Below are 23,580 nucleotides of genomic sequence, written 5' to 3' on the forward strand. Positions count from 1 at the left end.
AAACGGCCATGCCTGCATCGGCCAACGAAGTGGTGCTTGCCGCCAGCGGGTTGGGCAAGACTTACGCCCAGCCTGTGCTCGGCGAGGTCAGCCTGAACCTGCGGGCCGGCGAAGTGCTGGCCCTGACCGGTGAAAACGGTGCGGGCAAGAGCACCCTGTCCAAACTCATCAGTGGCCTGGAATCTCCGACCACCGGGCACATGACCTACCGCGGCCAGGCGTACGCGCCTGGCAGCCGCCGCGAGGCCGAGCGCCTGGGTGTGCGAATGGTCATGCAGGAGCTCAACCTGCTGCCCACGCTGACCGTGGCGGAAAACCTGTTCCTCGATAACCTGCCCAGCCGTTTCGGCTGCATCAGCCAGAAGCGCCTGCGCCAGCTGGCCACGGCTGCCATGGTGCAGGTCGGGCTCGATGCCATCAGCCCGGATACGCCGGTCGGTGAGCTGGGCATCGGCCACCAGCAGATGGTCGAGATCGCCCGTAACCTGATCGGCGACTGCCGTGTGCTGATCTTCGACGAGCCCACCGCCATGCTCACCGCCCGCGAGGTGGAGCTGCTGTTCACTCAGATCGAGCGTCTGCGTGAGCGTGGTGTGGCCATCGTCTACATCTCGCACCGCCTTGAAGAGCTGCAGCGGGTGGCCCAGCGCATCGTCGTGCTGCGCGACGGCAAGCTGGTGTGTGACGAGCCGATCCAGCGCTACAGCAGCACCGAGCTGGTCAACCTGATGGTCGGCCGCGAGCTGGGCGAACATATCGACCTGGGCCGCAGGCAGATTGGCGCGCCCTTGCTCAAGGTCGACAAGCTCAGCCGCGCCGACAAGGTGCGCGACGTGTCGTTCGAAGTCAGGGCAGGGGAAATTTTCGGTATTTCCGGCCTGATAGGTGCCGGACGAACCGAATTGCTAAGGCTGATCTACGGCGCCGACCGCGCCGACAGCGGTAGCATTGCACTTGGCCAGCCACCCCAGGCCGTTAACATCGATTCGCCCAAGGCGGCTGTGCGGGCGGGTATCGCACTGATTACCGAAGACCGCAAAGGCGAAGGCCTGCTGCTGACACAGTCGATCAGTGCCAATATCGCCTTGGGCAACCTGGGCGCGGTATCGCGGGCCGGCATACTCGATGGCGAGGCAGAAAAGAGCCTGGCAGAGCGCCAGATCCAGGCCATGCGCATTCGCAGTGCGGGCGCGCAGCAAGTGGTGGGCGAGCTGTCGGGCGGCAACCAGCAGAAGGTGGTAATCGGCCGCTGGCTGGAGCGCGACTGCCAGGTGCTGCTGTTCGACGAACCCACCCGTGGCATCGACGTCGGCGCCAAATTCGACATCTACGGCCTGCTGGCCGAACTGGCACGTCAGGGCAAGGCCTTGGTGGTGGTGTCCAGCGACCTGCGCGAGCTGATGCTGATTTGCGACCGCATCGCCGTACTGTCTGCCGGTCGCCTGATCGACACCTTCGACCGCGATCATTGGAGCCAGGACCAGCTGTTGGCCGCCGCCTTTGCCGGTTATCAGAAACGTGACGCACTGCTGCACGACGCAGCCCCCAGGATGGATGCATGAAAACCACTCCGCTCGATAGCCAAGGCGCCGCCCCCGTGCGCCGCAGTGGCACCTATTTTGGCCTGGGCACCTACCTGGGCCTGGCTGGCGCCTTGCTGGCGATGATCGTGCTGTTCTCGTTCCTCAGCAGCCACTTCTGGTCGTATAACACCTTCAGCACCCTGGCCAACCAGATCCCCGACTTGATGGTGCTGGCGGTGGGCATGACCTTCGTGCTGATCATCGGCGGCATCGACCTGTCGGTGGGCTCGGTGCTGGCGCTGGCGGCATCCACGGTGAGCGTGGCGATTCTTGGCTGGGGCTGGGGCGTTTTGCCCTCGGCGCTGCTGGGCATGGCCGTGGCCGCGCTGGCCGGTAGCATCACCGGTGGCGTCACCGTAGCCTGGCGCATTCCGTCGTTCATCGTCTCGCTTGGCGTGTTGGAGATGGCCCGCGGCCTGGCCTACCAGTTCACCGACTCGCGCACCGCCTATATCGGCGATGCCTACGCCTGGTTCTCCAACCCGGTGGCCTTTGGCATATCGCCCGCGTTCATCATTGCCTTGCTGGTGATCGTGCTGGCCCAGTTGGTGCTGACCCGCACCGTGTTCGGCCGCTACCTGATCGGCATCGGCACCAACGAAGAGGCCGTGCGCCTGGCCGGTATCGACCCGCGCCCATACAAGGTACTGGTGTTCGCCCTGATGGGCCTGCTTGCCGGACTGGCCTCCCTGTTCCAGATTTCTCGACTGGAGGCGGCTGACCCCAATGCCGGCTCCGGCCTGGAGCTGCAGGTGATCGCAGCCGTGGTCATCGGCGGCACCAGCCTGATGGGCGGGCGCGGCTCGGTCATCAGCACCTTCTTTGGCGTACTGATCATTTCGGTGCTGGCCGCCGGGTTGGCGCAGATCGGTGCCAGCGAACCGACCAAACGCATCATCACCGGGGCGGTGATCGTCATCGCCGTGGTGCTCGACACCTACCGTAGCCGGCGCGCAGGCCGGCGGAACTGACAACATGGCAACCATCAAAGACGTCGCGGCACTGGCGGGCATTTCCTACACCACCGTGTCCCATGTGCTGAACAAGACCCGACCCGTCAGCGAACACGTGCGGCAGAAGGTCGAAGCCGCCATCCTTGAACTGGACTACGTGCCCAGCGCCGTGGCGCGTTCGCTCAAGGCGCGCAGCACGGCCACCATCGGCCTGCTGGTGCCCAACAGCGTCAACCCTTACTTCGCCGAGCTGGCACGGGGTATCGAAGATGCCTGCGAGCGCAACGGCTACTGCGTGATCCTGTGTAACTCCGACGACAACCCGCAGAAGCAGCGCAGTTATCTGCGGGTGCTGCTGGAAAAGCGCATCGACGGTCTGGTGGTGGCCTCGGTAGGCCAGGACAGTGACCTGCTGCAAAGCCTGGCCAGCGTGCGCACGCCAATGGTGATCGTCGACCGCGAGCTGGAAGGCGTCGATGCCGACCTGGTACGCATCGACCACGAGCAGGGCGCCTACCTGGCTACCCGGCATTTGCTGGAACTGGGCCATCGGGATATCGCCTACATCGGCGGCCCCGCCGAAACCGGGGTTACCCAGCTGCGCCTGAGCGGCTTCCGTCGGGCCATGGCCGAGACCGGGGCGCAGGTGCAGGGCAATCGTGTGCTGCATTGCGACTTCACCAGCCCCGGCGGGCACGCAGCGGCAGCGCAGGTGCTGGAGGGCAAGCGGCCAACGGCGATTTTTGCCGGCAACGACATGATCGGTTTTGGTGTGCTGCGTGCTGCCGCGGAGCGCAATATCAATGTACCCGGTGAGCTGTCGGTGATCGGCTTCGACGATATCGAGCTCAGCCGCTACGTGTACCCGCCGCTGACCACCGTGGGCCAGTCCATCCGTGAGCTGGGCGAAAACGCCGCCTCGCTGTTGCTGGCACGCATCGCTGCACCCCGGCAAGGCGCGGCAGAACAACGCATCGTCGCCCCGCGCATCGTGTTGCGCGAATCCACCGGGCCGCGCCCGGACCTGTTCAACGATTACCGCTAACGCTAAGGAAATATCATGAGTGCCAAGGTCGTGGTAGTGGGTAGCCTGAATATGGACCTGGTGGCCCGCGCCCAGCGCTTGCCCCGGGCCGGCGAGACCCTTCCCGGCGAAAGCTTTTTCACCGTGCCGGGCGGCAAGGGCGCCAACCAGGCTGTGGCCGTGGCGCGGCTGGGCGGCAGCGTGGCCATGATCGGCAATGTGGGTGACGATGATTATGGCCGGCAGTTGCACCGCGCCTTGTATGTAGAGGGCATCGACTGCCAGGGTGTCAGTACCTGCCCTGGCGTATCCAGTGGTGTGGCGCTGATTACCGTGGATGCGGCCAGCCAGAACTGCATCGTCATCATCCCCGGCGGCAACGGCCTGCTGACGCCGCAGTCGGTGCAACGCTTCGATGCCCTGTTGCAAGCGGCCGAGGTGGTCATCTGCCAGCTTGAGGTGCCGGTGGAAACCGTGGCCTGGACCTTGGCCAGGGCCCGTGAGCTGGGCAAGCAAGTCATCCTTAACCCGGCGCCTGCCACCGGCCCCTTGCCGGCGGAGTGGTTTGCCCGCATCGATTACCTCACGCCCAACGAAAGCGAGGCTGAAACCCTGACCGGCATGCCGGTAACCGACCAGGACAGTGCCCGTCGCGCAGGCGAACGCTTTCGGCAGATGGGGGCGGGCAAAGTGATCATAACCCTGGGGGCTCAAGGGGCCTTGCTGGTGACGGAACAGGGCCACCAGCATTTCCCGGCGCCTGTGGTGCAGCCGCTGGATACCACTGCCGCCGGCGACACCTTCATCGGTGGTTTCGCCGCCGGTCTGGTTCGGGGCTTGGGGGAGGGCGAGGCCATCGCCTTTGGCCAGCGTGCGGCGGCATTGTCGGTTACCCGCGCCGGTGCACAGCCATCGATTCCCTATCTGGCGGAGCTTACGCCATGAAGAAAACCCCGTTGCTGAACGTTGCCCTGTCGCGGACCATCGCGGGCATGGGGCATGGCGACATTCTGGTGATCGGCGATGCCGGCCTGCCGGTACCGCCAGGCGTGGAGCTAATCGACCTGGCCGTTACGCCAGGCCTGCCGGATTTCGCCAGTGTCTTGCGGGCGGTGCTGAGCGAACTGCAGGTAGAGCGGCACGTACTGGCCGAAGAAATGCAGAAAGTGGTGCCACCGGCACTGGTCGAGATCGAGCGGTTGAAAGGCAAGCTGGGCAAGCGGGAATGGCTGAGCCACGAAGACTTCAAGGTGCTGTCGCGCAGTGCCCGCGCCGTGGTGCGTACGGGCGAGTGCCAGCCCTACAGCAACATCGCCCTGATCTCCGGCGTCACCTTTTGAAGGCGGAGGCATTGCCCCCGATCGCCGGCAAGCCAGCTCCCACAGGGATGTCATCAGCCTTGGGGGGGCGGCGCTGTACCTGTGGGAGCTGGCTTGCCGGCGATTGGCTGCAAAGCAGCCCCGGAAATTACTACTCAGGCAACAGGAGTGCCACACCATGCTCAAACCCCTGCTACAAGGACTCGCCCTCATGGCCACCGCCACCACCCTCCAGGCCGCCCCGATCGACCTGATCATCGACACCGACCCCGGCGCCGACGACGTGGTCGCGCTGTTCCTGGCCATGGCCTCGCCCGACGAACTCAACATCCGCGCCATCACCACCGTGGCCGGCAACGTCCGCCTGGACAAAACCTCGCGCAACGCCCGCCTGGCCCGTGAATGGGCCGGCCGTGAAGACATCCCCGTCTATGCCGGTGCCGCCCGCCCGCTGGTACGCACGCCCATCTACGCCGCCGACGTCCACGGCGAAGAAGGCCTGACCGGCGTCCCCGTACACGAACCGAAGAAGCCCCTGGCACAAGGCAACGCCGTGCAATATCTGGTCGACACCCTCGGCGCCGCCAAACCACACAGCATCACCGTGGCCATGCTGGGCCCGCAGACCAACCTAGCCCTGGCATTGGTCCAGCGCCCGGAAATCGCCAAAGGCATCAAGGAAGTGGTGGTCATGGGCGGCGCCCATTTCAACGGCGGCAACATCACCCCGGCAGCGGAATTCAACCTCTACGCCGACCCGCATGCAGCCCAGGTGGTGCTGGCCAGTGGTGTACAGCTCACCTATCTGCCGCTGGACGTCACCCACAAGCTGCTGACCAGCGACGCTCGCTTAAAGCAACTGGCCGCGGTGAACAATCAGGCCAGTAAACGGGTGGTGGATATCCTCAACGCCTACATCACCCACGACATGGACCTGTACGGCATGCCCGGTGGCCCGGTGCATGACGCCAGCGTCATCGCCTACTTGCTAAAGCCCGAGTTGTTCAGTGGCCGGCGCATCCACATGAGCATCGACAGCCGCGAAGGCCCGGCCTTCGGCCAGACCCTTGCCGACTGGTACGGCGTACTCAAGCAGCCTGCCAACGTGATGTGGGTGGAGGAGGGCGATGCCCAAGGCCTTTTCGACCTGCTCAGCGACCGTTTGGCGCGATTGGAATAGCCGGGTGCGGTGCAAAGCGCTCAAGCACCTGGTCGACGAAGCTGCGCGCCGCCTCGGCGCCGCGGTCGCGTACCAGCAGGTCGACGGCGATCAGCAGCAACTCCTCCGGCGTGCCAGGGCTGTACGCGCTTTGGCCCTCCGCCCATTTGACCTTGATATCGGCATCGATGCTGTGGCTGCTCATGAAAGGCTCTCGCTTGGGCCCGGGGCGGAGGGGCGAATACCGGATCCTGGTATTCGGGGAGGCACTGTGCCTTCACTTCCTAAAGTAAATCATGACTTTGCAGCGCAAACCAAGCGCCTCGTCGGCTGACTGGTAAAATTCGGTCACGATTGCCTTTCGCTCGGGGCGCCCGGTTCAGGCAGACTTGCGCGGTTTTGCAACGAATTCTTGGTGGAGCTGTCGGAACAGGCAGTTCCCAGATCGATTTAGGAGGCTTCATGTTCCGTACCCGTGCAATGTTGGCAACCCTGGCGGTGGCTGCTGTCCTGGCTGGTTGCAGCACTGGCGGTAACTCAGGTGGTGGCGATGCACCAGCCGCAGCGGCTGGCAATGATGGCCGTTGCGAGGCCAGCGGTGCCGATTTCGCCATTGGCAAGCAAGGCAGTGCCGAGCTGCTGGAGCAGGCGCGCAAGGCCAGTGGCTCGCAAATGGCACGTATACTCAAGCCGCACGACGTGGTCACCCTGGAGTACCGCTCCGAGCGCCTGAACCTGAATGTAGACGAGCAAGGCAAGGTCACCCGCGTTAACTGCGGTTGAAGGCCTGTACAGGCGGGGGCAACACCCATAAAAAAACCCGCCACAAGGGCGGGTTTTTTTACAGCTATCCGAATTACTCCGGACGAACCTGTGCAGCCTGCATGCCCTTCTGGCCGCGCTCGGCGACGAAGGAAACAGTCTGGCCTTCTTTCAGGCTCTTGAAACCGTCAGATTCGATGGCTTTGAAGTGAACGAACAGGTCGTCGCCGCCGCCTGCTGGGGTGATGAAGCCGTAGCCTTTCTCATCATTGAACCATTTGACGGTGCCTTGTTGGCGATTGGACATGGGTGAATCTCCAGAACATTTAGTTTTTTCAGTGGTGCAATGCGGCCGAGGCTACGGAGCACGGGACACATCATAGTCTAATTCTGCGCATCTAGCGCCTTTTACCTTCGCAGGATATTGATCCAGCTCAAAGAATGGCTGGCTGACCCTGGCTTTAAGGTTTCAGCTCTTAGGCTTGCACGCCTGCTGAACGACCGTCTGGGCCTTCTGCATCAGCTTGGCGTCCACCCCGTCGTTGCTGTCCAGGTCGGCAATCTCCGCGTCGGTGAAATTCTTTTTGATGGCCTGGGCGCCGCAGTCGCAGTGTTTTTTCGCGGTCGCGGCGTCAACGCCCTGGCCGCTGGCCACTTGCGTGCACTGGGCCATGTAGCCAGCTTCCTTGCCTGGTGGGAAGTTGCCAGCGTTCGCCGCCATCGGCAGCAGCAGGGCCCCAGCGGCCGCCAGGGCCAGAAGAGACGGAACTCGCATAACCAGTTACTCCTTGGGTTAAGGTCTCATCAAGAGTAGGTTGCTTCCCAAGGTCTGATAGGAATTTTTCCGCGTTAGTTCAGCCGAAGTCCGTAATTTCCAAATATTTCTGCCTGGCGTGCAACCCGCGTGCTAGCATGCCCGGCTTGCAGCTGACAACGTTCAGCTTGCAGCTATCTTTTTTCTTTCCAGTCACTCTGGTTCGTCCCTCGCAAGCCGAAAGGCTTCTGCCACTGTGAGGCAGGCTTCCTGTAAAGGAGGGCAGGTCGGATCTTGTACTGGCTCATCCCAACCCACGTGACCTTTGGTAGGGGTCACCACTAGGAGAGGAGGCGCCATGCCCGTTATTACTCTTCCCGATGGCAGTCAACGTTCGTTTGATCACGCCGTATCCGTAGCCGAAGTCGCCGCATCCATCGGCGCCGGCCTGGCCAAGGCCACCGTGGCCGGCAAGGTCGACGGCAAGCTGGTCGACGCCTGTGACCTGATCAGCCACGACGCCACCCTGCAGATCATCACCCCTAAAGATGCAGAGGGACTGGAGATCATTCGTCACTCGTGTGCCCACCTGGTTGGCCACGCCGTGAAGCAGCTGTACCCGACCGCCAAGATGGTGATCGGCCCAGTCATCGATGAAGGCTTCTATTACGACATCGCCTACGAGCGCCCCTTCACCCCAGAAGACATGGCCGCCATCGAAAAGCGCATGATGGAGCTGATCGACAAAGACTACGACGTGGTCAAGAAAGTGACCCCGCGTGCCGAAGTCATCGACGTGTTCACCGCCCGTGGCGAAGACTACAAGCTGCGCCTGGTCGAAGACATGCCGGACGAGCAGGCCATGGGCCTGTACTACCACGAAGAATACGTCGACATGTGCCGCGGCCCGCACGTGCCGAACACCCGCTTCCTCAAGGCATTCAAGCTGACCAAGCTGTCCGGCGCCTACTGGCGCGGCGATGCCAAGAACGAGCAGCTGCAACGCGTGTACGGCACCGCCTGGGCCGACAAGAAGCAGCTGGCTGCGTACATCCAGCGCATCGAAGAAGCCGAAAAACGCGACCACCGCAAAATCGGCAAGCAGCTCGACCTGTTCCACCTGCAGGAAGAAGCCCCGGGCATGGTGTTCTGGCACGCCAACGGCTGGACCGTGTATCAGGTGCTTGAGCAGTACATGCGCCAGGTTCAGCGCGTCAACGGCTACCAGGAAATCAAGACCCCGCAGGTTGTCGACCGCATCCTCTGGGAGCGTTCCGGCCACTGGTCCAACTACGCCGAGAACATGTTCACCACTTCGTCGGAAAGCCGTGACTACGCGGTAAAACCGATGAACTGCCCGTGCCACGTGCAGGTATTCAACCAGGGCCTGAAGAGCTACCGCGACCTGCCACTGCGCCTGGCCGAGTTCGGTGCCTGCCACCGTAACGAGCCGTCCGGCGCCCTGCACGGCATCATGCGCGTGCGTGGCTTCGTGCAAGACGACGCGCACATCTTCTGCACCGAAGAGCAGGTGAAGAAAGAGGCCGCCGACTTCATCAAGCTGACCCTGGACGTGTACAAGGACTTCGGCTTCACCGACATCGCCATGAAGCTGTCGACCCGCCCGGCCAAGCGTGTGGGCTCCGAAGAGCTGTGGGACCGTGCCGAAGGTGCACTGGCCGACGCCCTGAACGAATCCGGCCTGGAGTGGGAATACCAGCCAGGCGAAGGCGCCTTCTACGGCCCGAAGATCGAGTTCACCCTGCGCGACTGCCTCGGCCGTAACTGGCAGTGCGGTACCCTGCAGTACGACCCGAACCTGCCAGAGCGCCTGGATGCCAGCTACATCGCCGAAGATAACAGCCGAGTACGCCCGGTCATGCTGCACCGCGCCATCCTTGGTTCGTTCGAACGCTTTATCGGCATGCTGATCGAGCACTACGCTGGCGTGTTCCCGGCGTGGCTGGCGCCAACCCAGGCTGTGATCATGAATATCACCGACAAACAGGCCGATTTTGCCCTCGAGGTAGAAAATACCCTGAACGGTAGCGGTTTCCGTGCCAAGTCGGACTTGAGAAATGAGAAGATCGGCTTTAAAATCCGCGAGCATACTTTGCTCAAGGTCCCGTACCTTTTGGTTATAGGGGATCGCGAAGTCGAAACGCAGACCGTCGCCGTACGCACCCGTGAAGGCAAAGACCTCGGCTCCATGCCGGTGGCTGAATTCACGCAGCTGCTCAACAGCGCTGTTGCCCAGCGCGGTCGCCTAGAATCGGAGTAATGACTATTAAGCGTGAAATGAGAAACGATAAACGAACTGCACCGAAAGCCCCGATCAACGAGAATATCTCGGCACGCGAGGTTCGGTTAATTGGCGCTGACGGCGAGCAGATTGGCATCGTCTCGATTGATGAAGCGCTTCGTATCGCTGATGAAGCGAAGCTGGATCTGGTAGAAATCTCTGCAGACGCGCAACCGCCCGTCTGCAAGGTCATGGACTACGGCAAGCACCTCTTCGAGAAGAAGAAGCAGGCCAACGAAGCCAAGAAAAACCAGAAGCAGATCCAGATCAAAGAAATCAAGTTTCGTCCAGGGACGGAAGAAGGGGATTACCAGGTAAAACTACGCAACCTGGTACGTTTCCTTACCGATGGGGACAAGGCCAAGATCTCTCTGAGATTCCGCGGCCGTGAGATGGCCCACCAGGAGCTGGGCATGGAGCTGTTGAAGCGGGTCGAAGCCGACCTCGCCGAATACGGCGCCGTTGAGCAGCATCCTAAGATGGAAGGACGCCAGCTTATGATGGTCATCGCCCCCAAAAAGAAGAAGTAATCTCCCGGGCACGGCAGGCCTGATGATTATTGTGTAATTTTTATCGAATGCGGAGTTCCAACATGCCAAAAATGAAAACCAAGAGCGGTGCTGCGAAGCGCTTCCTGAAGACCGCTTCCGGCTTCAAGCACAAGCACGCTTTCAAGAGCCACATCCTGACCAAAATGTCGACCAAGCGTAAGCGTCAACTGCGCGGTGCCAGCCTGCTGCACCCGTCTGACGTGGCAAAAGTCGAGCGCATGCTGCGCGTACGTTAATTCTGGTTTAGATAGAGGAAGTTACTCATGGCTCGTGTTAAGCGTGGCGTCATCGCTCGTAAGCGTCACAAGAAAATTCTGAAACTGGCTAAAGGCTACTACGGTGCGCGCTCGCGCGTATTCCGCGTTGCCAAGCAGGCTGTCATCAAGGCTGGTCAATATGCCTACCGTGACCGTCGTCAGAAGAAGCGTCAGTTCCGCGCACTGTGGATCGCTCGTATCAACGCCGGTGCCCGCACCAACGGTCTGTCCTACAGCCGTCTGATTGCTGGCCTGAAAAAGGCTTCGATCGAAATCGACCGTAAGGTTCTGGCCGATCTGGCAGTGAACGAAAAAGCGGCGTTTGCTGCGATTGTCGAGAAAGCTAAAGCCGTTCTGGCTTAAGTACCCGAGGCAATCACCCGGCGGCGCTAGCGTCGCCGGGCATTGAACGTCATCGATAGGGGAAGAGCCTTCAAAGCTCTTCCCCTATTTTCGTATCTGGAGTCTGTACATGGAAAACCTGGATGCGCTGGTCTCTCAAGCCCTGGAGGCCGTGGAGCGCGCTGAAGACATCAATGCCCTGGAACAGATCCGGGTAAATTATCTCGGCAAGAAGGGCGAGCTGACCCAGGTGATGAAGACCCTGGGCAACCTGCCAGCCGAAGAGCGCCCGAAAATCGGCGCGCTGATCAACGACGCCAAAGAGCGCGTCACCGTTGTGCTCAATGCCCGCAAGGCTGCCTTTGAAGAGGCAGAGCTCAGCGCTCGCCTGGCTGCCGAATGCATTGACGTCACCCTGCCAGGCCGTGGCCAGGCCACCGGTGGCCTGCACCCGATCACCCGTACACTCGAGCGCATCGAGCAGTTCTTCACCCACATCGGCTACGGCATTGCCGAAGGCCCAGAGGTGGAAGACGACTACCACAACTTCGAAGCGCTCAACATCCCCGGCCACCACCCGGCCCGGGCGATGCACGACACCTTCTACTTCAATGCCAACATGCTGCTGCGCACCCACACCTCGCCGGTGCAGGTGCGGACCATGGAGTCCACCCAGCCGCCGATTCGCATTGTGTGCCCGGGCCGCGTATACCGCTGCGACTCGGATATCACCCACTCGCCGATGTTCCACCAGGTCGAAGGCCTGCTGATCGATCGCGACATCAACTTCGCCGACCTCAAGGGCACCATCGAAGAATTCTTGCGCGTGTTCTTCGAAAAAGAACTGGCGGTACGTTTCCGCCCATCGTTCTTCCCGTTCACCGAGCCGTCCGCCGAAGTCGACATCCAGTGCGTGATGTGTTCCGGCAATGGCTGTCGCGTGTGCAAGCAAACCGGCTGGCTCGAAGTGATGGGCTGCGGCATGGTGCACCCGAACGTGCTGCGCATGTCTGGCATCGACCCGGAAGAGTTCCAGGGCTTCGCCTTCGGCATGGGCGCCGAGCGCCTGGCCATGCTGCGCTATGGCGTCAACGATTTGCGTCTGTTCTTCGACAACGACCTGCGCTTCCTCGCGCAATTCCGCTAGGTCAATGCCCGACGCAACTTTCAGGAGAACAGCATGAAATTCAGTGAACAGTGGCTGCGCGGTTGGGTAAACCCGCAAGTCTCCCGTGACGAACTGGTCGCCCGCCTGTCCATGGCTGGCCTCGAAGTCGACAGCGTAACCCCCGCTGCCGGCCAGTTCAGCGGCATTGTCGTGGGCGAAATCCTCGCCACCGAGCAGCACCCGGACGCCGACAAGCTGCGCGTGTGCCAGGTAAGCAACGGCCAGGAAACCTTCCAGGTCGTGTGCGGCGCCCCTAACGCCCGCCCAGGCATCAAGATCCCGTTCGCCATGATCGGTGCCGAACTGCCAGGCGACTTCAAGATCAAGAAGGCCAAGCTGCGCGGCGTCGAATCCTTCGGCATGCTGTGCTCGGCTGCCGAGCTGCAGATCAGCGAAGAAAACGATGGCCTGCTGGAGCTGGCTGCCGACGCTCCGGTTGGCGAAAACATTCGCACCTACCTGAGCCTGGACGACGCCAGCATCGAAATCGGCCTTACGCCGAACCGTGGTGACTGCCTGTCCATCGCCGGCCTGGCCCGCGACGTCAGCGCCCTGTACAACACCCCGGTCACCCGCCCGGTGGTGCCAGCCGTACCGGCTGCCCACGACGAAGTGCGCCCGGTCGAAGTCAGCGCCCCGGTCGCCTGCCCGCGCTACCTGGGCCGCGTTATCCGTAACGTCGACCTCAGCAAGCCCACCCCGCTGTGGATGGTTGAGCGCCTGCGCCGCAGCGACGTGCGCAGCATCGACGCCGCCGTCGACATCACCAACTACGTGATGCTCGAACTCGGCCAGCCGATGCACGCCTTCGACCTGGCAGAAATCAACGGCGGCATCCGCGTCCGCATGGCTGAAGAGGGCGAAAAACTCGTCCTGCTCGACGGCCAGGAAGTTGCCCTGCGCGCCGACACCCTGGTTATTGCCGACCACACCCGCGCCTTGGCCATCGCTGGCGTCATGGGTGGCGAGCACAGCGGTGTAAACACCGAAAAAACCCGCGACCTGTTCCTGGAAAGCGCCTTCTTCGAGCCGATTTCCGTCGCCGGTAAAGCCCGTTCCTACGGCCTGCACACCGATGCCTCGCACCGCTACGAGCGCGGCGTCGACTCGCAGCTGGCCCGCGAAGCCCTCGAGCGCGCCACCCAGCTGGTACTGGACATCGTCGGCGGCGAAGCCGGCCCGGTCGTCGAAGCCGTCAGCGAACAGCACCTGCCAAGCGTGGCCCCGGTCACCCTGCGTGACGAACGCATCACCCAGATGCTCGGCATGCAAATGGACCCCGCCCAGGTCGAGCAACTGCTCAACGCCCTGGAGCTGACCACGACCCGTGATGGGGAAGGGCAGTGGACTGTCACCGTCCCAAGCCACCGTTTCGACATCAGCCTGGAAGTGGACCTGATCGAAGAGCTGGCCCGCCTGTACGGGTACAACAACCTGCCGGTACGTTACCCGCAAGCCCGCCTGGCCCCACAAGGCAAGCCGGAAACCCGTGGTGACCTGCCAACCCTGCGCCGCCTGCTGGTTGCCCGCGGTTACCAGGAAGCCATCACCTACAGCTTCATCGACCCGAAACTGTTCGAACTGTTCAGCCCGGGCGTAGAGCCACTGCTGCTGGCCAACCCCATCTCCAGCGACATGGCCGCCATGCGCGCGTCCCTGTGGCCGGGCCTGGTCAAGGCGCTGCAGCACAACCTGAACCGCCAGCAAGACCGCGTGCGCCTGTTCGAAAGCGGCCTGCGCTTCGTCGGCCAGCTGGGCGACCTGCAACAGCAGCCAATGATCGCCGGCGTTATCACCGGTAGCCGCCTGCCAGAAGGCTGGGCCAACGGCCGCGACGGCGTCGACTTCTTCGACGTTAAAGCCGACGTGGAAGCCCTGCTGGGTTACTCCGGCGCGCTGAGCGACTTCACCTTCAGCGCCGGCAAGCACCCAGCCCTGCACCCAGGCCAAACCGCCGCCATCGAGCGTGATGGCAAGCTGGTCGGCTACCTTGGCGCCATCCACCCGGAGCTGGCCAAAGCCCTGGACCTGGACCGCCCGGTGTTCCTGTTCGAGCTGGTGCTGGGCGACGTGGTCGAAGGCCGCCTGCCGAAATTCAGCGAGCTGTCCAAGTTCCCGGAAACCCGTCGTGACCTGGCGTTGATTGCAGGACGTGATGTGCCTTCTAGCGCGGTGCTTGAATTAATTCGTGACAATGCAGGCGAATGGCTCACAGACCTCAGGCTGTTTGATGTCTACCAAGGTAAAGGCATTGATCCTGATAGAAAAAGCCTTGCCGTCGGCTTGACCTGGCAGCATCCATCGCGCACTCTTAACGACGATGAGGTGAACACTACCCTGCAAAACATCCTCACCTCGCTCGAACAAAGGTTGAACACCACGTTAAGGAAATAACGGCATGGGTGCTCTGACGAAAGCTGAGATGGCCGAAAGGCTGTACGAGGAGCTGGGGCTTAACAAGCGTGAGGCCAAGGAGCTGGTCGAGCTGTTTTTCGAAGAAATTCGGCACGCACTTGAAGAGAACGAGCAGGTGAAGCTGTCCGGTTTCGGCAACTTCGACCTCCGCGACAAACGCCAGCGGCCGGGCCGCAACCCCAAAACAGGGGAAGAGATCCCGATCACTGCACGGCGCGTCGTCACCTTTCGTCCAGGGCAGAAGTTGAAGGCCCGGGTTGAGGCCTATGCTGGAACCAAGCCATAACGACGAACTGCCCCCCATACCGGGTAAACGCTACTTCACCATTGGTGAAGTGAGCGAGCTGTGTGCGGTAAAGCCACACGTGCTGCGGTATTGGGAGCAGGAGTTCGACCAGCTTAACCCTGTGAAGCGGCGGGGTAACCGGCGGTATTACCAGCGGCAGGACGTGCTGATGATTCGCCAGATTCGTGCGCTGCTTTATGACCAGGGGTTCACCATTGGCGGGGCGCGGTTGCGGCTTTCCAGTGATGAGGCTAAGGATGAATCGAGCCAGTACAAGCAGCTGATTCGGCAGATGATTGTTGAATTGGAGGATGTGTTGGTCGTGTTGAAGAAGTGAGCTGGGCTTTTTCTGATGGGTGGAAATTTTTTTGAGAAAAAGGTTTCATTTATCAGAGAGTTAGGTTAGATTCTTCATCGTTCTCAGAGGTTATGAGAATGTAGTCGGGGCGTAGCGCAGCCCGGTAGCGCACTTGCATGGGGTGCAAGGGGTCGAGTGTTCGAATCACTCCGTCCCGACCAAAATACTCCAAGAAATCCAGTCACTTAGCGGTGACTGGATTTTTTTATGGGCGACCCTGCGCAAAACTTGCGCAAAATGGGCGCAAAACTATCCGGCGAATTCGCCAATATCCAGGTCGGCTTCGACCTCGGACCACACCACATCTTCGTGCCCCTTCTGGTAGTTCCTGGTCATTCCTTCAGTGGTATGCCCCGCGATCTTCTGGCCATCTTTCCCGGCCCGCTTGTACAGGTGAAGGGAGAGGGCGCGTACCTCATGAAACCCCGGCATTTCCTCCTCTTTGAGCTCGCTGTAGCAGCCCGCAGCATCCCTCGCATCCTTGAAGGCACGGGTGAGAAACCTCTCGTCAACCTTCGTCCAATGATCCTTCCCTTCACGTTTCTTCTTCCGCTCCGGGCGGCGGTGCACCAAGTACGGGGACAGAATGTCGTCGCGACACCGGGTAAGTACCTCGCTCAATTGGTCTGTGAGTTTGATCTTCAGCCAACCAGCGTCCGAAGCCTTCTCCGTCTTGCTCTGCACGACATACAGATAGCCATCACGCACGTCTTCGAACTTCATATCGAGGATGTCGCCGCGCCGTTGCGCTGTAATGAGCGCAAGATCGATGGCGTTTCTGAGCCAGCGCGGGGACTTATCGCGGATTGCTTTCAGACCTTCTACGGTGTGCCGCTTGCGCTGCTTTTTCTCGATTTTCGGAATAGTGTTGGCCGCAGGGTTGTCCGGGCAGAGGCCTTTTGCTGCGGCATGGTTGAACAGGTCGATCAAGATTGCTCGTGCCTGGTTACTCGCCCGTGGGGTAAGCGGTTCGAGAAACTCAGCGACCATCCTGATGGTGATCTGGTCTATTGGTCGCTCGGCAAACTCTGCCCGAATTTGCTTGAACCTGACGGTGTATAGATCAAGCGTTGCTTTTGCTAGCTCGCGAGGCGGGAGCACGTCTCGCTCATAGGTGACCAGGAACTCGCCCAAAGTCACTGAGCATTCGCCAAGAACCTCGGCCACCAAGTCGCTCCCGCGCAGGAAAGCGGTGTTGAGCTGTGCGGCCGCGTCTATTGCTCGGCCTCGGTCTGAGCCGAACTGAAACCACTTCCCGTCGGTGGGGCGCCGATACCGATACGTGCCCCGTCGAGCGTCGAAGTAGAGGTTCATGGGCAGGCCTTTGTTGGCCTTGTTCCTTGGTCGAGGAACCATCACGCGACTCCTTTCAGCACCATATCAACCAAGCTGTTGCCGGTGGACCGCTGGTAGGCAGCCCAGTCGACGTACCAAATGTTACCTATCCGCTCGCCAGGAATCTTGCGGTTGCGGAGGTAGTTGCGAATTGCCTGGGAGCACAGCGGGGTGCCGTTTTCGCCCCATTTTCGCCGCTGAAACTCGCTAATTTTAATCAGTTCTTTCTTCATTATGGCCTCCGCGCCGCCGGTGGCGGCAGGTTGGTGGTCAGTCGCAGCTGCTTGAGCTGGACCCGCTATCGCTGGAGCTGCTGCTGTCGCTCGATGAGTAGCTGCTGCCGCTGTCGTAGCTGCTGTAGTCCCGACTGGCGCACGAACTGCTCGAGCGAGTCGGCTCGTAGCTGTCCGCCAGATGTATGGGATGCATGGGGCTGATCGGGCTCATGGGGTTGAGCGGGTCGAGCATCGGGTCTTGCCGGCCGGATGCCGGGCTGTGGCCACGGGCATGCCCGGTCGGGCCGAGCGCGGCGCGTTGTGCCGGCTTCTTCTTGCGCTTGAACAGGCGGGCCAAGAAATTGAGCATGAGTCTCTCCATGCCCGCGCATGTCGGCGGGCTTGAGTAGTAGGGGGAGGGGTTAGGCTTTAGCGATCAAGTCCGCTTCTGCGATCTCACAGAAGAACGAGCAGGCCGGTAGCTTCTCGTTGCGGCGCACCGGGCCATCGCCGAGGTCGCGCAGCGAGAAACGCACGTTGGTGGTGCGGTTGCGGAACAGGTAGGAGCCTTCACCCAGATCATCCTGGATGGTGCACAGCGCCTCGAACTGCTCAGGGAAGTCTTGGCGGATCGCCCGGAAGTAGCCTTCGCCGCCCTTCACGCAGCCGATGCAATTGGCATTGTCGTAGCCCATCCGGTACATCAGGGGCAGTTCGATGCCAGCGCGCAGCAGGATGGCTTTGCAGTCATCCTTGCCCAGGCCTCGGTCGATCAAAGGGGCGATCACCGGGCGGTCTGGATTGCGCTCCCGGAAGTCCTCTAGTCGGTCCGCTTCCTCGGCGGTGTATCCGAACACCATCACGTCACCTGGCTGCTTCCATGTGTCGAGCAAGCGCCGCTTGAGGATCTTCGTGCAGGGCGCACCGGTTCGGCCCTTCATGTAGCGCTCGCGCCGAAACACCTCATAGGCGTCGGCGCCGTACTTCTCGTCTCGCAGCACGGTGATGGACTGGCCAAACCAAGCTTCGCAGTCCTCGGCGAACCTGCGATTGTCCTTATGCTCGTTGGCCAGGAATGCGTTGATGATCTGCACATCGTGCGTACTGCCGTACTCAGCCAGGGCCAGCTTGGTGGCTACCGCCGAAGCGGCGCCGCAACTGAACTGGCAAACGATTCGATGGCTCATCGCGGCCCCCTGTAGATCAGGTAGGCCATGTAGGCGAGGGCGATCATGGCATCCACCTCTTGCCGACGCGGTACACCATCATCATGTTGTGATGGAGTGGCACTTTCAGGACGTGGTCGAAGAACTCTCCCTTTCCAGAGATGAATCCGGTAGGCACCTTGGTTCCTCCGGCGCCGAATTCACGCCAGCATTCTTCGCCGCCGTTCTTTTCCCAGTAGGCGCGCTCGCGCTTTGGAATCTCATCGTAGGTTTTTTCGAACACGGAGATATCCGGGATATCGCAGATCCGGCGCCATGCGGGATTGCGTTTGCACCATTCAGCAGCATGCTGAGAGGCTTGATCGACAGTGTAGAATTCCTTTGTGCTTTGTTCGGTCATGGCATCAGCTCCTTGGGCACCTGGACGATATAGTCGAGCCGGTAGCGAACTAGCCCGCGACAGAACGCCGTCAATGCATTTGGTCCGTACAGCCAAACGACAGCTGCTGCAGGTCCTCCGCTGTAGCAGACAGTTTCATCCAGGTCGGAGCAGTACTTGGCGCCGCCCTGGTGTTTATCGAGCAGAGGCCCGCCGACCGCCCAGTCCTCCCAGGGATTGAAACGTTTGGCGTGCTCGATGGCCTGGCCCTGGTACCGGGCGAACACCCGCCAGGACACTCCGTTGTAGCCGGGCGGCTCCAAGTACACATCCAGCCCTTCGGCCTTGCCGACTGCCCAGCCTAGGGCCTCGCCGGCCAGGTTGGATACCCTCACTTCGATCAGATTATTCATGGCGCCACCTTCTCGGCTGGAAGTAGTTGTGCCGCCATCTCAGCTGCGAGACCGATGGGCCACCAGTAACGTGGCCGCTGATACTCCGGGTAGCCGGCCTCGCGCAGGACGAGACCTTTTCGCTCCAGAGCCTTGAAAGTGCTGAGCACCGAAGCGGCCGCGAGGTTGAGGCGAGTGCCAACCTCGCGGCTCAGCCCGCCCAGGCCAAAGGCGCAGGCCTGATCGCCTGCTGCCAGCTTCTTGCAGTCTTGCTCGTACAGGTAAGGGGTTTTCTCCCGGTACCGCACTACGTTGGCGCGTGATACCTCGCGCAAGGCATCGAGGACGCGCTGCTGGTTGTCGGTCAGTTTCACAACTGATACCTCTCATCAATCCAGCGTCCAGGCGCCAGAGCGGGTGTAGGTTCGGGTTGGGTTTCGTGCGGGGAGAGCTGGCGCTCGTTGCCGGCCTGCGGGTTGATTACTGGCGCGCATTTCGTTTGCGGCTCGGGGTCAACTCCAGCACCGGTGACGAAGACCAGCAGGCAGAACAGGAAGGCAACTGCGATGATCTCGTCCAAGTCGAAAAGGCCGCCCGTTGCTTTACGGACTGGATCGTTGGCGCCGATCATGAATGCACCTCGGCGTTGTAGCGCTTGTAGTCTTCACCGAACTCCCAGCAGTAGGTCGCCGGCCATGCGCCTGGCGTGCCTTCCTCGACGAACACATACCGATGTGCAAACTCGCCCGAGCGATCCGGCACCGTCTTGCACCATTTGTGCTGCGGGCCGCCCAGGAACCAGCCCGGGTGTTCTTTGACGGCTTCAGCCATGAACACCTCGAGGTCATGATGACCCTTGCTCATCGCGATGTAGGTGTCGCTGCCGACGCTCTGCACGTCCAGCGGATACTGTTTCAGCCTCATGCCGCCACCTCGCGGCGCGCCCACCAGCACACAGGGCCGTCGTCGGTGTCGTGGATGGCCAGGCAGAACCAGCCGTCACCTTCAGGCTTGCTGGGCTCCCAGTAGCCGCAATGCGGCTCATCGGATGCGAAGTACCGGTCAGCGATTTCCTCCGGTGCGTCGGTCTCCAGGTGGAACATAACGAGCTGCAGGCCCTGTTGCGCGATCCAGGCCTTGCACTTCTCGCCGTCCCCCTCGTCGAAGTCGGGAAGGTCGGGATGTTCAAACATTCCGTATTCGTCGCGCACGACCGGCGCCGGCTGGATCAGCTTGATTTCTTCAGGCATGACGATTCCTTGGCCGCCATATCGCGGCAGTGAATAGAGGGGAGAGGGGTCGCAGCTGGATGGAGTACAGATGTGCTCTTGTGCGTTTTTCACATCCAGGTCATCGGGAGCGGACTAGACTTAGCCTCCCAACCGGAGAGCAGCCATGACCACAGAACGGGTTATGCATTTGGAGCAAGCGCTGGCGGCGGTCTTTGCAGCAGCGGAGCAGCAGGGCATCGACATCGGTGAACTGCGCCGCCAGGCCATTGGCGGGCTCATAGGCAATACGTCCTGGCAATGGGTGGATGCCGAACTGGTGCCTGGCGCAATTGCGGAGATCGAAAGTGCTCTCTGGCTGCTGGAGCAAGAGCCAGAGGAGGCGGGTTAAAACGACTTTGTTTCAGGCCTGCGCTCCAGGGCGGCGCGAGCGATAGAGCCGTCTTCGACGAACCAGGCCTCCGACTCATGCCAGAGCACGTTCGCGGGTTCGCCGCTCACGCTGTCCCAGTCGCTGCCAATGTCCTCCGAGAAGTGGTCCCGGTCCGCGTAGAACTTCAGGGCCTCTCGCAGCCGCTCGACCTCAGCGGAATCGGTCATCGGGCCCAGGCCAACAATAGACAGCCCAGTAGCCTCTGCATCCCGCTCTGCCTCTTCTTTGGTCCACCAGATGGCAGTACCAACCATCCAGGCTATAGGCTCGGGGTGGGGCTGTGGGGCTGGCTCAGCTGCAAGGTGGTGCCAGCTGTCGACTTCGAACTCTTCTGGGCGCAGGCCGAGGCGGGTGCCGTCCTCCATTACAGCAGTAACAGCGCCGTAGCTGTTCGTCCAAACTGGATAGGTTTGGCCTGATTTCGCCAACGGCGGATCGCCCTTGATGTATGCGAGCCCGATACCTGGCATCGGGTCGGCGGTTACTGTCTTAAGCATTCGGACGGTTCGCGGTACGCGCTCACCAAACGGATAGCTACTGCTGCGCTTGTGTATTGCAGGGCAATCAATTTTGTTTTCTATGGGCATGAGGATGTCTCGCGGGTATATTGAGCCCGTCAACTGTTATTCATCGGATGATCTGGTAAGTGAGTCAAGGCCATGATGGTTTATCATTTTTGCAATGAGCAGTACGGGCTGCAAAATCTTCATAAATCTAGGTTGAAAGTTGCGACTGTAATGGATCTGAATGATCCATTTGAAATGATGTGTCTCTCCTCAGAGGATCCAAAGATTAGAGAGGGTCTACGGTTTTTTAAAAGGCGTGTGGCAGAGCTGTATGGCATGCTCTGCTTTAGCAAGACATATACCAGTCCTGTTCAGTGGGGGCATTACGGTGACAGGCATAGAGGATTATGTTTGGCTTTCGAGATCGACGAAAAGTCCCTCCATTCTGTGGAGTACCTAAGTGGGCGCATGATTTTTGACGCTGACGAGTATCTTAGTAAGTCAAAAGCAGAACAGTATGAACTCATGCATCGCCAACTCCGGATCAAGCATTCCGAGTGGTCTTATGAAAAAGAAGTTAGGCAGATATTTCTTTTGGATAAGGCTGAAAGCGCTGGCAGTTTGTATTTCATGCCATTTTCAGCTATCGGAAAGCTTCGCCAAGTGATCGTTGGTTGCAACTCATCACTTGAGAGGACAAAGCTCGCCGCCATTTTGGAAAGAAGCTATCCCGACGTCGAAATATTCAAGGTCAGAACTGCCTTTAAAGAGTACAAAATCGTTAGAAATCGCGACGAAGATCTTTGGCCATGAGATTTCTTCCAGTCAAGCCGCTAGTCGTTGATAGAGTTCGATGAGGTCAGATGCGTTCGCCGAGACAAGGGCTCGGGCTTCGTCCTTGCAGACGCTGTTGCCCAGAAGCTTTACCTGGTTGGCTCCTGAAATTTCTTTCCAGTACAGCTGGCCTGTTTCCTCGTCGAGGAAGAGCCCGCGGTCGATGATGTAGTCAGCCCGGAAGCCTTGGGCGCGCTTCAGTTCGTGCGGCTTGAGCATACGCAGCGTGATGTCGACCATTACGTAGTCGCCGACCATCACCACGTCGGCGTGCTCGGTGAAGTGCTGCGGCAGATACTTGCGCATGAACGCGGCGCACTCGCGGGCGCCGGCCAGCTGCTCGTCCGTTAGGGTGGGGGTCTGCAACTGCACGACCTGAACGACGGCCATCCGATCCTTCGAGGGGATGGTATGCATCGGCTCTCGCATGGATATGCCGTCTTTCTCGGCGCCGTAGTACTTGACCAGGTATGCCGTGACCAGGCGCTGGTTAGAGCCCTTGCCCAGGATCGTCGAGAACGGGTCGGCTGCGCTGCGGCCATCGCCCTTGTAGAACCCTCCGTTCGCCTGCTCAAGGTGGGCTGACGCTATGGCGTGATGCCCGCCGCTCTGGGTTATGCAGCCGACCGGGTTGGCCATCGGGGAACCGACGCAGCCGCTGCGAAGGGTGACCAAGTTGGCGGTGATCAGCGCGAAGTGTCCACCTTTGACCTGGGCCACTTGCGTCCGAAGCGGCTCTTCGGCGTCGAAGGTTCGCTGCGTCGATCCGTTGGCGTGCTCTGTGAGGCAGCCGGCCACGGCCATTGTTGGCTGAACCAGGGCGTGGTGGGTGCCCCCGCCGCTGATGGTAGAAATCGGATCTGCGACGCTGTGCGTGCTGGTGTGCGACTTCGAAGTGCCGCGCAGCGGGACAATGAACGGGTCGTTGCAGGCCAGGGTATGTCGCCACAGGCCCTTGGCGATGCGGTTCATGGTGTTTTCCACCAGAGCGTCTTCGCGGAAGATCGTGCGGCCCTGCAACTCCCAGTCAATGCACTCGGCGGCGGACCGCCAGGACTTCTGGCTCTTGCCGGGATTCTTGTGATGCGTCGGCGCCGGCCACACGATGGGCTTGCCATCGCGCCGGGCGATGCCGTACAGCCGCTTGCGGATCGTTGGCGCGCCCTGGTCTGCCGCGACGCGCACCTGGTGCTCAAAGTTGTAGCGCAAGCCTCGCACCAGGGCTTCCTTAGGCACGTGGTCTCCGATCTCGGCCAAGATCTCCGGCAGGTCCGGGTGATCCTCGGGTATCCCGTTGCCCAGCACATTCACGAAGGCCTGGAAGGTGCGTCCTTTCTCTGCCTTGATCGGGCGTCCCTCATCGTCGAGCGGCCCCCAGTCGGCGAACTCCTCCACGTTTTCGAGGAAGATCAGGCGCGGGCTGGTCTGGTAGGCCCAGCGGATGATCACCCAAGCCAGGCCACGTATCTTGCGGTTGCGAGGCTTGCCGCCCTTGGCCTTGCTGTGGTGCCGGCAGTCGGGCGAAGCCCACAGGATACCGACCGGCTGCCCCTTGGTGGCCAGGATCGGGTCGACCTCGAAAACGTCCGCTACGTAGTGCTCGGTCTGCGGGTGGTTGGCGCGATGCACAGCCAGGGCGATTGGGTTGTGGTTTACCGCCACATCCGGTTCGCGGTACGCCTCAGCGATGCCACTGCTGGCGCCGCCGCCGCCGGCGAAGAGATCGACAACCAGCTCTTTTTCGAAGGGAAGGGCGAGGGACGTCATACACGTCATGTTGTGGTCCTTGCGTGCTGGCACCAACATAAAAAGCGCGGTTCAGCGCGCATATAGGTATCATTTACCCTTGGCAATTATT

At 60.9% G+C, this 23,580-nt stretch carries 32 protein-coding genes and 1 tRNA gene; 18 read left to right on the forward strand and 15 right to left on the reverse strand.

Translation table 11 applies throughout. The features are described 5' to 3' along the window. The first annotated feature begins 8 nt into the window (after nucleotides 1–8). The 6 genes from ACF8R4_RS07855 (at nucleotide 9) to ACF8R4_RS07880 (ending at nucleotide 6,059) form a co-directional block, all read left to right on the forward strand. A complete protein-coding gene (locus ACF8R4_RS07855; protein WP_164524767.1) occupies nucleotides 9–1,562 on the forward strand; it encodes a sugar ABC transporter ATP-binding protein in 1,554 nt (517 codons plus the stop codon). Next, nucleotides 1,559–2,554 carry an ABC transporter permease gene (locus ACF8R4_RS07860; protein WP_060497308.1) on the forward strand — a complete coding sequence of 332 codons (996 nt, stop codon included), beginning with the start codon at nucleotides 1,559–1,561 and terminating at the stop codon, nucleotides 2,552–2,554. Before ACF8R4_RS07855 ends, ACF8R4_RS07860 begins: the two co-directional genes overlap by 4 nt. 4 nt (nucleotides 2,555–2,558) lie before the next feature. Next, entirely contained in the window at nucleotides 2,559–3,581 is a 1,023-nt protein-coding gene (locus ACF8R4_RS07865; protein ID WP_060497307.1) for a LacI family DNA-binding transcriptional regulator, read from the forward strand. Nucleotides 3,582–3,596: 15 nt separating this feature from the next. Next, entirely contained in the window at nucleotides 3,597–4,505 is a 909-nt protein-coding gene (gene rbsK / locus ACF8R4_RS07870) for a ribokinase (protein WP_392492043.1), read from the forward strand. Next, a complete protein-coding gene (rbsD, locus tag ACF8R4_RS07875; protein WP_016711344.1) occupies nucleotides 4,502–4,900 on the forward strand; it encodes a D-ribose pyranase in 399 nt (132 codons plus the stop codon). Before rbsK ends, rbsD begins: the two co-directional genes overlap by 4 nt. A 157-nt stretch (nucleotides 4,901–5,057) precedes the next feature. After that, nucleotides 5,058–6,059 (forward strand): nucleoside hydrolase, encoded by a 1,002-nt coding sequence (locus tag ACF8R4_RS07880; RefSeq protein WP_156867896.1) that lies wholly within the window; start codon nucleotides 5,058–5,060, stop codon nucleotides 6,057–6,059. Here ACF8R4_RS07880 and ACF8R4_RS07885 read toward each other — a convergent pair. Further along, nucleotides 6,031–6,243, reverse strand: coding sequence for a hypothetical protein (locus tag ACF8R4_RS07885; RefSeq protein WP_060497304.1), 213 nt, complete (start codon nucleotides 6,241–6,243; stop codon nucleotides 6,031–6,033). The two genes, ACF8R4_RS07880 and ACF8R4_RS07885, sit on opposite strands and share 29 nt — an antisense overlap. A 257-nt stretch (nucleotides 6,244–6,500) precedes the next feature. On the opposite strand from ACF8R4_RS07885, the gene ACF8R4_RS07890 reads away from it, so the two are divergent. Then, nucleotides 6,501–6,821: an I78 family peptidase inhibitor gene (locus tag ACF8R4_RS07890; RefSeq protein ID WP_060497303.1), complete on the forward strand. Its 321-nt coding sequence runs from the start codon at nucleotides 6,501–6,503 to the stop codon at nucleotides 6,819–6,821. A gap of 73 nt (nucleotides 6,822–6,894) precedes the next feature. Here ACF8R4_RS07890 and ACF8R4_RS07895 read toward each other — a convergent pair whose 3' ends face one another. Together ACF8R4_RS07895 and ACF8R4_RS07900 are read right to left on the reverse strand one after the other, a co-directional pair. Beyond that, nucleotides 6,895–7,107, reverse strand: a complete 213-nt coding sequence (locus tag ACF8R4_RS07895; RefSeq protein ID WP_003250656.1) for a cold-shock protein — start codon at nucleotides 7,105–7,107, stop codon at nucleotides 6,895–6,897. A gap of 162 nt (nucleotides 7,108–7,269) precedes the next feature. Then, nucleotides 7,270–7,575: a hypothetical protein gene (locus ACF8R4_RS07900; protein ID WP_016711340.1), complete on the reverse strand. Its 306-nt coding sequence runs from the start codon at nucleotides 7,573–7,575 to the stop codon at nucleotides 7,270–7,272. Nucleotides 7,576–7,912: 337 nt separating this feature from the next. Here ACF8R4_RS07900 and thrS point away from each other — a divergent pair, with 337 nt between their 5' ends. The 9 genes from thrS to ACF8R4_RS07945 all read left to right on the forward strand — a co-directional run bounded on the left by thrS (nucleotide 7,913) and on the right by ACF8R4_RS07945 (nucleotide 15,394). Then, the gene (gene thrS / locus ACF8R4_RS07905) at nucleotides 7,913–9,835 is read left to right on the forward strand and encodes a threonine--tRNA ligase (RefSeq protein ID WP_060497300.1); all 1,923 of its coding nucleotides are present in this window, start codon (nucleotides 7,913–7,915) and stop codon (nucleotides 9,833–9,835) included. After that, on the forward strand, nucleotides 9,835–10,386 hold the full coding sequence (infC, locus tag ACF8R4_RS07910) for a translation initiation factor IF-3 (protein ID WP_177337068.1): 552 nt from the start codon (nucleotides 9,835–9,837) through the stop codon (nucleotides 10,384–10,386). The genes thrS and infC overlap by 1 nt, the downstream gene beginning before the upstream one ends. Nucleotides 10,387–10,448: 62 nt before the next feature. Continuing rightward, the gene (gene rpmI, locus ACF8R4_RS07915) at nucleotides 10,449–10,643 is read left to right on the forward strand and encodes a 50S ribosomal protein L35 (RefSeq protein ID WP_003250667.1); all 195 of its coding nucleotides are present in this window, start codon (nucleotides 10,449–10,451) and stop codon (nucleotides 10,641–10,643) included. Nucleotides 10,644–10,670: 27 nt separating this feature from the next. Then, the gene (rplT, locus tag ACF8R4_RS07920) at nucleotides 10,671–11,027 is read left to right on the forward strand and encodes a 50S ribosomal protein L20 (RefSeq protein ID WP_003250671.1); all 357 of its coding nucleotides are present in this window, start codon (nucleotides 10,671–10,673) and stop codon (nucleotides 11,025–11,027) included. Nucleotides 11,028–11,136: 109 nt separating this feature from the next. Further along, nucleotides 11,137–12,153, forward strand: coding sequence for a phenylalanine--tRNA ligase subunit alpha (pheS, locus tag ACF8R4_RS07925; protein ID WP_060497299.1), 1,017 nt, complete (start codon nucleotides 11,137–11,139; stop codon nucleotides 12,151–12,153). A 33-nt stretch (nucleotides 12,154–12,186) separates the two neighbouring features. Beyond that, nucleotides 12,187–14,568: a phenylalanine--tRNA ligase subunit beta gene (gene pheT / locus ACF8R4_RS07930; RefSeq protein WP_156867897.1), complete on the forward strand. Its 2,382-nt coding sequence runs from the start codon at nucleotides 12,187–12,189 to the stop codon at nucleotides 14,566–14,568. 4 nt (nucleotides 14,569–14,572) lie between these two features. Continuing rightward, the gene (ihfA, locus tag ACF8R4_RS07935) at nucleotides 14,573–14,875 is read left to right on the forward strand and encodes an integration host factor subunit alpha (RefSeq protein ID WP_003250679.1); all 303 of its coding nucleotides are present in this window, start codon (nucleotides 14,573–14,575) and stop codon (nucleotides 14,873–14,875) included. Next, nucleotides 14,856–15,212: a MerR family transcriptional regulator gene (locus ACF8R4_RS07940; protein ID WP_003250681.1), complete on the forward strand. Its 357-nt coding sequence runs from the start codon at nucleotides 14,856–14,858 to the stop codon at nucleotides 15,210–15,212. The genes ihfA and ACF8R4_RS07940 overlap by 20 nt, the downstream gene beginning before the upstream one ends. 105 nt (nucleotides 15,213–15,317) lie before the next feature. Further along, nucleotides 15,318–15,394, forward strand: a tRNA-Pro gene (locus ACF8R4_RS07945). A gap of 88 nt (nucleotides 15,395–15,482) precedes the next feature. On the opposite strand, the gene ACF8R4_RS07950 is transcribed toward ACF8R4_RS07945, so the two are convergent. From ACF8R4_RS07950 to ACF8R4_RS07995, 10 genes are read right to left on the reverse strand one after another with little or no spacing between them, the layout of a single operon-like run. Beyond that, nucleotides 15,483–16,589, reverse strand: coding sequence for a tyrosine-type recombinase/integrase (locus ACF8R4_RS07950; protein WP_392492049.1), 1,107 nt, complete (start codon nucleotides 16,587–16,589; stop codon nucleotides 15,483–15,485). Next, on the reverse strand, nucleotides 16,589–16,801 hold the full coding sequence (locus ACF8R4_RS07955) for a hypothetical protein (protein WP_258704731.1): 213 nt from the start codon (nucleotides 16,799–16,801) through the stop codon (nucleotides 16,589–16,591). The genes ACF8R4_RS07950 and ACF8R4_RS07955 overlap by 1 nt, the downstream gene beginning before the upstream one ends. 37 nt (nucleotides 16,802–16,838) lie before the next feature. After that, on the reverse strand, nucleotides 16,839–17,153 hold the full coding sequence (locus tag ACF8R4_RS07960) for a hypothetical protein (protein WP_392492051.1): 315 nt from the start codon (nucleotides 17,151–17,153) through the stop codon (nucleotides 16,839–16,841). A 52-nt stretch (nucleotides 17,154–17,205) separates the two neighbouring features. Next, nucleotides 17,206–17,970 carry a hypothetical protein gene (locus ACF8R4_RS07965; protein ID WP_274151595.1) on the reverse strand — a complete coding sequence of 255 codons (765 nt, stop codon included), beginning with the start codon at nucleotides 17,968–17,970 and terminating at the stop codon, nucleotides 17,206–17,208. 43 nt (nucleotides 17,971–18,013) lie between these two features. Then, on the reverse strand, nucleotides 18,014–18,349 hold the full coding sequence (locus ACF8R4_RS07970) for a hypothetical protein (RefSeq protein WP_392492053.1): 336 nt from the start codon (nucleotides 18,347–18,349) through the stop codon (nucleotides 18,014–18,016). Beyond that, complete coding sequence (locus tag ACF8R4_RS07975; protein WP_392492055.1) at nucleotides 18,346–18,741, reverse strand: phage protein NinX family protein; 396 nt, start codon at nucleotides 18,739–18,741, stop codon at nucleotides 18,346–18,348. The genes ACF8R4_RS07970 and ACF8R4_RS07975 overlap by 4 nt, the downstream gene beginning before the upstream one ends. After that, a complete protein-coding gene (locus tag ACF8R4_RS07980) occupies nucleotides 18,738–19,094 on the reverse strand; it encodes a hypothetical protein (protein ID WP_392492056.1) in 357 nt (118 codons plus the stop codon). Before ACF8R4_RS07980 ends, ACF8R4_RS07975 begins: the two co-directional genes overlap by 4 nt. Then, nucleotides 19,091–19,351, reverse strand: coding sequence for a hypothetical protein (locus ACF8R4_RS07985; RefSeq protein WP_392492058.1), 261 nt, complete (start codon nucleotides 19,349–19,351; stop codon nucleotides 19,091–19,093). Before ACF8R4_RS07985 ends, ACF8R4_RS07980 begins: the two co-directional genes overlap by 4 nt. Beyond that, nucleotides 19,348–19,644: a hypothetical protein gene (locus ACF8R4_RS07990; protein ID WP_392492059.1), complete on the reverse strand. Its 297-nt coding sequence runs from the start codon at nucleotides 19,642–19,644 to the stop codon at nucleotides 19,348–19,350. The genes ACF8R4_RS07985 and ACF8R4_RS07990 overlap by 4 nt, the downstream gene beginning before the upstream one ends. Beyond that, the gene (locus ACF8R4_RS07995) at nucleotides 19,641–19,970 is read right to left on the reverse strand and encodes a hypothetical protein (protein WP_392492061.1); all 330 of its coding nucleotides are present in this window, start codon (nucleotides 19,968–19,970) and stop codon (nucleotides 19,641–19,643) included. Before ACF8R4_RS07995 ends, ACF8R4_RS07990 begins: the two co-directional genes overlap by 4 nt. 145 nt (nucleotides 19,971–20,115) lie before the next feature. On the opposite strand from ACF8R4_RS07995, the gene ACF8R4_RS08000 reads away from it, so the two are divergent. Next, entirely contained in the window at nucleotides 20,116–20,340 is a 225-nt protein-coding gene (locus tag ACF8R4_RS08000) for a hypothetical protein (RefSeq protein ID WP_392492063.1), read from the forward strand. Here ACF8R4_RS08000 and ACF8R4_RS08005 read toward each other — a convergent pair. Then, nucleotides 20,337–20,969, reverse strand: a complete 633-nt coding sequence (locus ACF8R4_RS08005; RefSeq protein WP_392492065.1) for a hypothetical protein — start codon at nucleotides 20,967–20,969, stop codon at nucleotides 20,337–20,339. The two genes, ACF8R4_RS08000 and ACF8R4_RS08005, sit on opposite strands and share 4 nt — an antisense overlap. Nucleotides 20,970–21,041: 72 nt before the next feature. Between ACF8R4_RS08005 and ACF8R4_RS08010 the strand changes: the two genes are divergently transcribed. Next, nucleotides 21,042–21,701, forward strand: a complete 660-nt coding sequence (locus tag ACF8R4_RS08010; RefSeq protein WP_392492067.1) for a DUF2971 domain-containing protein — start codon at nucleotides 21,042–21,044, stop codon at nucleotides 21,699–21,701. 12 nt (nucleotides 21,702–21,713) lie between these two features. On the opposite strand, the gene ACF8R4_RS08015 is transcribed toward ACF8R4_RS08010, so the two are convergent. Then, the gene (locus ACF8R4_RS08015; protein WP_392492069.1) at nucleotides 21,714–23,498 is read right to left on the reverse strand and encodes a DNA cytosine methyltransferase; all 1,785 of its coding nucleotides are present in this window, start codon (nucleotides 23,496–23,498) and stop codon (nucleotides 21,714–21,716) included. Between the last annotated feature and the right edge of the window lie 82 nt (nucleotides 23,499–23,580).

The sequence above is a fragment of the Pseudomonas sp. FYR_2 genome, from assembly GCF_043106425.1.
Taxonomy (GTDB): Bacteria; Pseudomonadota; Gammaproteobacteria; order Pseudomonadales; family Pseudomonadaceae; genus Aquipseudomonas; species Aquipseudomonas monteilii.

Coding starts and splice junctions, on each gene's coding strand:
- ACF8R4_RS07855 (WP_164524767.1), top strand. CDS start 9: ATGCCTGCATCGGCCAACGAAGTGGTGCTTGCCGCCAGCGGGTTGGGC.
- ACF8R4_RS07860 (WP_060497308.1), top strand. CDS start 1,559: ATGAAAACCACTCCGCTCGATAGCCAAGGCGCCGCCCCCGTGCGCCGC.
- ACF8R4_RS07865 (WP_060497307.1), top strand. CDS start 2,559: ATGGCAACCATCAAAGACGTCGCGGCACTGGCGGGCATTTCCTACACC.
- rbsK (WP_392492043.1), top strand. CDS start 3,597: ATGAGTGCCAAGGTCGTGGTAGTGGGTAGCCTGAATATGGACCTGGTG.
- rbsD (WP_016711344.1), top strand. CDS start 4,502: ATGAAGAAAACCCCGTTGCTGAACGTTGCCCTGTCGCGGACCATCGCG.
- ACF8R4_RS07880 (WP_156867896.1), top strand. CDS start 5,058: ATGCTCAAACCCCTGCTACAAGGACTCGCCCTCATGGCCACCGCCACC.
- ACF8R4_RS07885 (WP_060497304.1), bottom strand. CDS start 6,243: ATGAGCAGCCACAGCATCGATGCCGATATCAAGGTCAAATGGGCGGAG.
- ACF8R4_RS07890 (WP_060497303.1), top strand. CDS start 6,501: ATGTTCCGTACCCGTGCAATGTTGGCAACCCTGGCGGTGGCTGCTGTC.
- ACF8R4_RS07895 (WP_003250656.1), bottom strand. CDS start 7,107: ATGTCCAATCGCCAACAAGGCACCGTCAAATGGTTCAATGATGAGAAA.
- ACF8R4_RS07900 (WP_016711340.1), bottom strand. CDS start 7,575: ATGCGAGTTCCGTCTCTTCTGGCCCTGGCGGCCGCTGGGGCCCTGCTG.
- thrS (WP_060497300.1), top strand. CDS start 7,913: ATGCCCGTTATTACTCTTCCCGATGGCAGTCAACGTTCGTTTGATCAC.
- infC (WP_177337068.1), top strand. CDS start 9,835: ATGACTATTAAGCGTGAAATGAGAAACGATAAACGAACTGCACCGAAA.
- rpmI (WP_003250667.1), top strand. CDS start 10,449: ATGCCAAAAATGAAAACCAAGAGCGGTGCTGCGAAGCGCTTCCTGAAG.
- rplT (WP_003250671.1), top strand. CDS start 10,671: ATGGCTCGTGTTAAGCGTGGCGTCATCGCTCGTAAGCGTCACAAGAAA.
- pheS (WP_060497299.1), top strand. CDS start 11,137: ATGGAAAACCTGGATGCGCTGGTCTCTCAAGCCCTGGAGGCCGTGGAG.
- pheT (WP_156867897.1), top strand. CDS start 12,187: ATGAAATTCAGTGAACAGTGGCTGCGCGGTTGGGTAAACCCGCAAGTC.
- ihfA (WP_003250679.1), top strand. CDS start 14,573: ATGGGTGCTCTGACGAAAGCTGAGATGGCCGAAAGGCTGTACGAGGAG.
- ACF8R4_RS07940 (WP_003250681.1), top strand. CDS start 14,856: ATGCTGGAACCAAGCCATAACGACGAACTGCCCCCCATACCGGGTAAA.
- ACF8R4_RS07950 (WP_392492049.1), bottom strand. CDS start 16,589: ATGGTTCCTCGACCAAGGAACAAGGCCAACAAAGGCCTGCCCATGAAC.
- ACF8R4_RS07955 (WP_258704731.1), bottom strand. CDS start 16,801: ATGAAGAAAGAACTGATTAAAATTAGCGAGTTTCAGCGGCGAAAATGG.
- ACF8R4_RS07960 (WP_392492051.1), bottom strand. CDS start 17,153: ATGCTCAATTTCTTGGCCCGCCTGTTCAAGCGCAAGAAGAAGCCGGCA.
- ACF8R4_RS07965 (WP_274151595.1), bottom strand. CDS start 17,970: ATGAGCCATCGAATCGTTTGCCAGTTCAGTTGCGGCGCCGCTTCGGCG.
- ACF8R4_RS07970 (WP_392492053.1), bottom strand. CDS start 18,349: ATGACCGAACAAAGCACAAAGGAATTCTACACTGTCGATCAAGCCTCT.
- ACF8R4_RS07975 (WP_392492055.1), bottom strand. CDS start 18,741: ATGAATAATCTGATCGAAGTGAGGGTATCCAACCTGGCCGGCGAGGCC.
- ACF8R4_RS07985 (WP_392492058.1), bottom strand. CDS start 19,351: ATGATCGGCGCCAACGATCCAGTCCGTAAAGCAACGGGCGGCCTTTTC.
- ACF8R4_RS07990 (WP_392492059.1), bottom strand. CDS start 19,644: ATGAGGCTGAAACAGTATCCGCTGGACGTGCAGAGCGTCGGCAGCGAC.
- ACF8R4_RS07995 (WP_392492061.1), bottom strand. CDS start 19,970: ATGCCTGAAGAAATCAAGCTGATCCAGCCGGCGCCGGTCGTGCGCGAC.
- ACF8R4_RS08000 (WP_392492063.1), top strand. CDS start 20,116: ATGACCACAGAACGGGTTATGCATTTGGAGCAAGCGCTGGCGGCGGTC.
- ACF8R4_RS08005 (WP_392492065.1), bottom strand. CDS start 20,969: ATGCCCATAGAAAACAAAATTGATTGCCCTGCAATACACAAGCGCAGC.
- ACF8R4_RS08010 (WP_392492067.1), top strand. CDS start 21,042: ATGATGGTTTATCATTTTTGCAATGAGCAGTACGGGCTGCAAAATCTT.
- ACF8R4_RS08015 (WP_392492069.1), bottom strand. CDS start 23,498: ATGACGTGTATGACGTCCCTCGCCCTTCCCTTCGAAAAAGAGCTGGTT.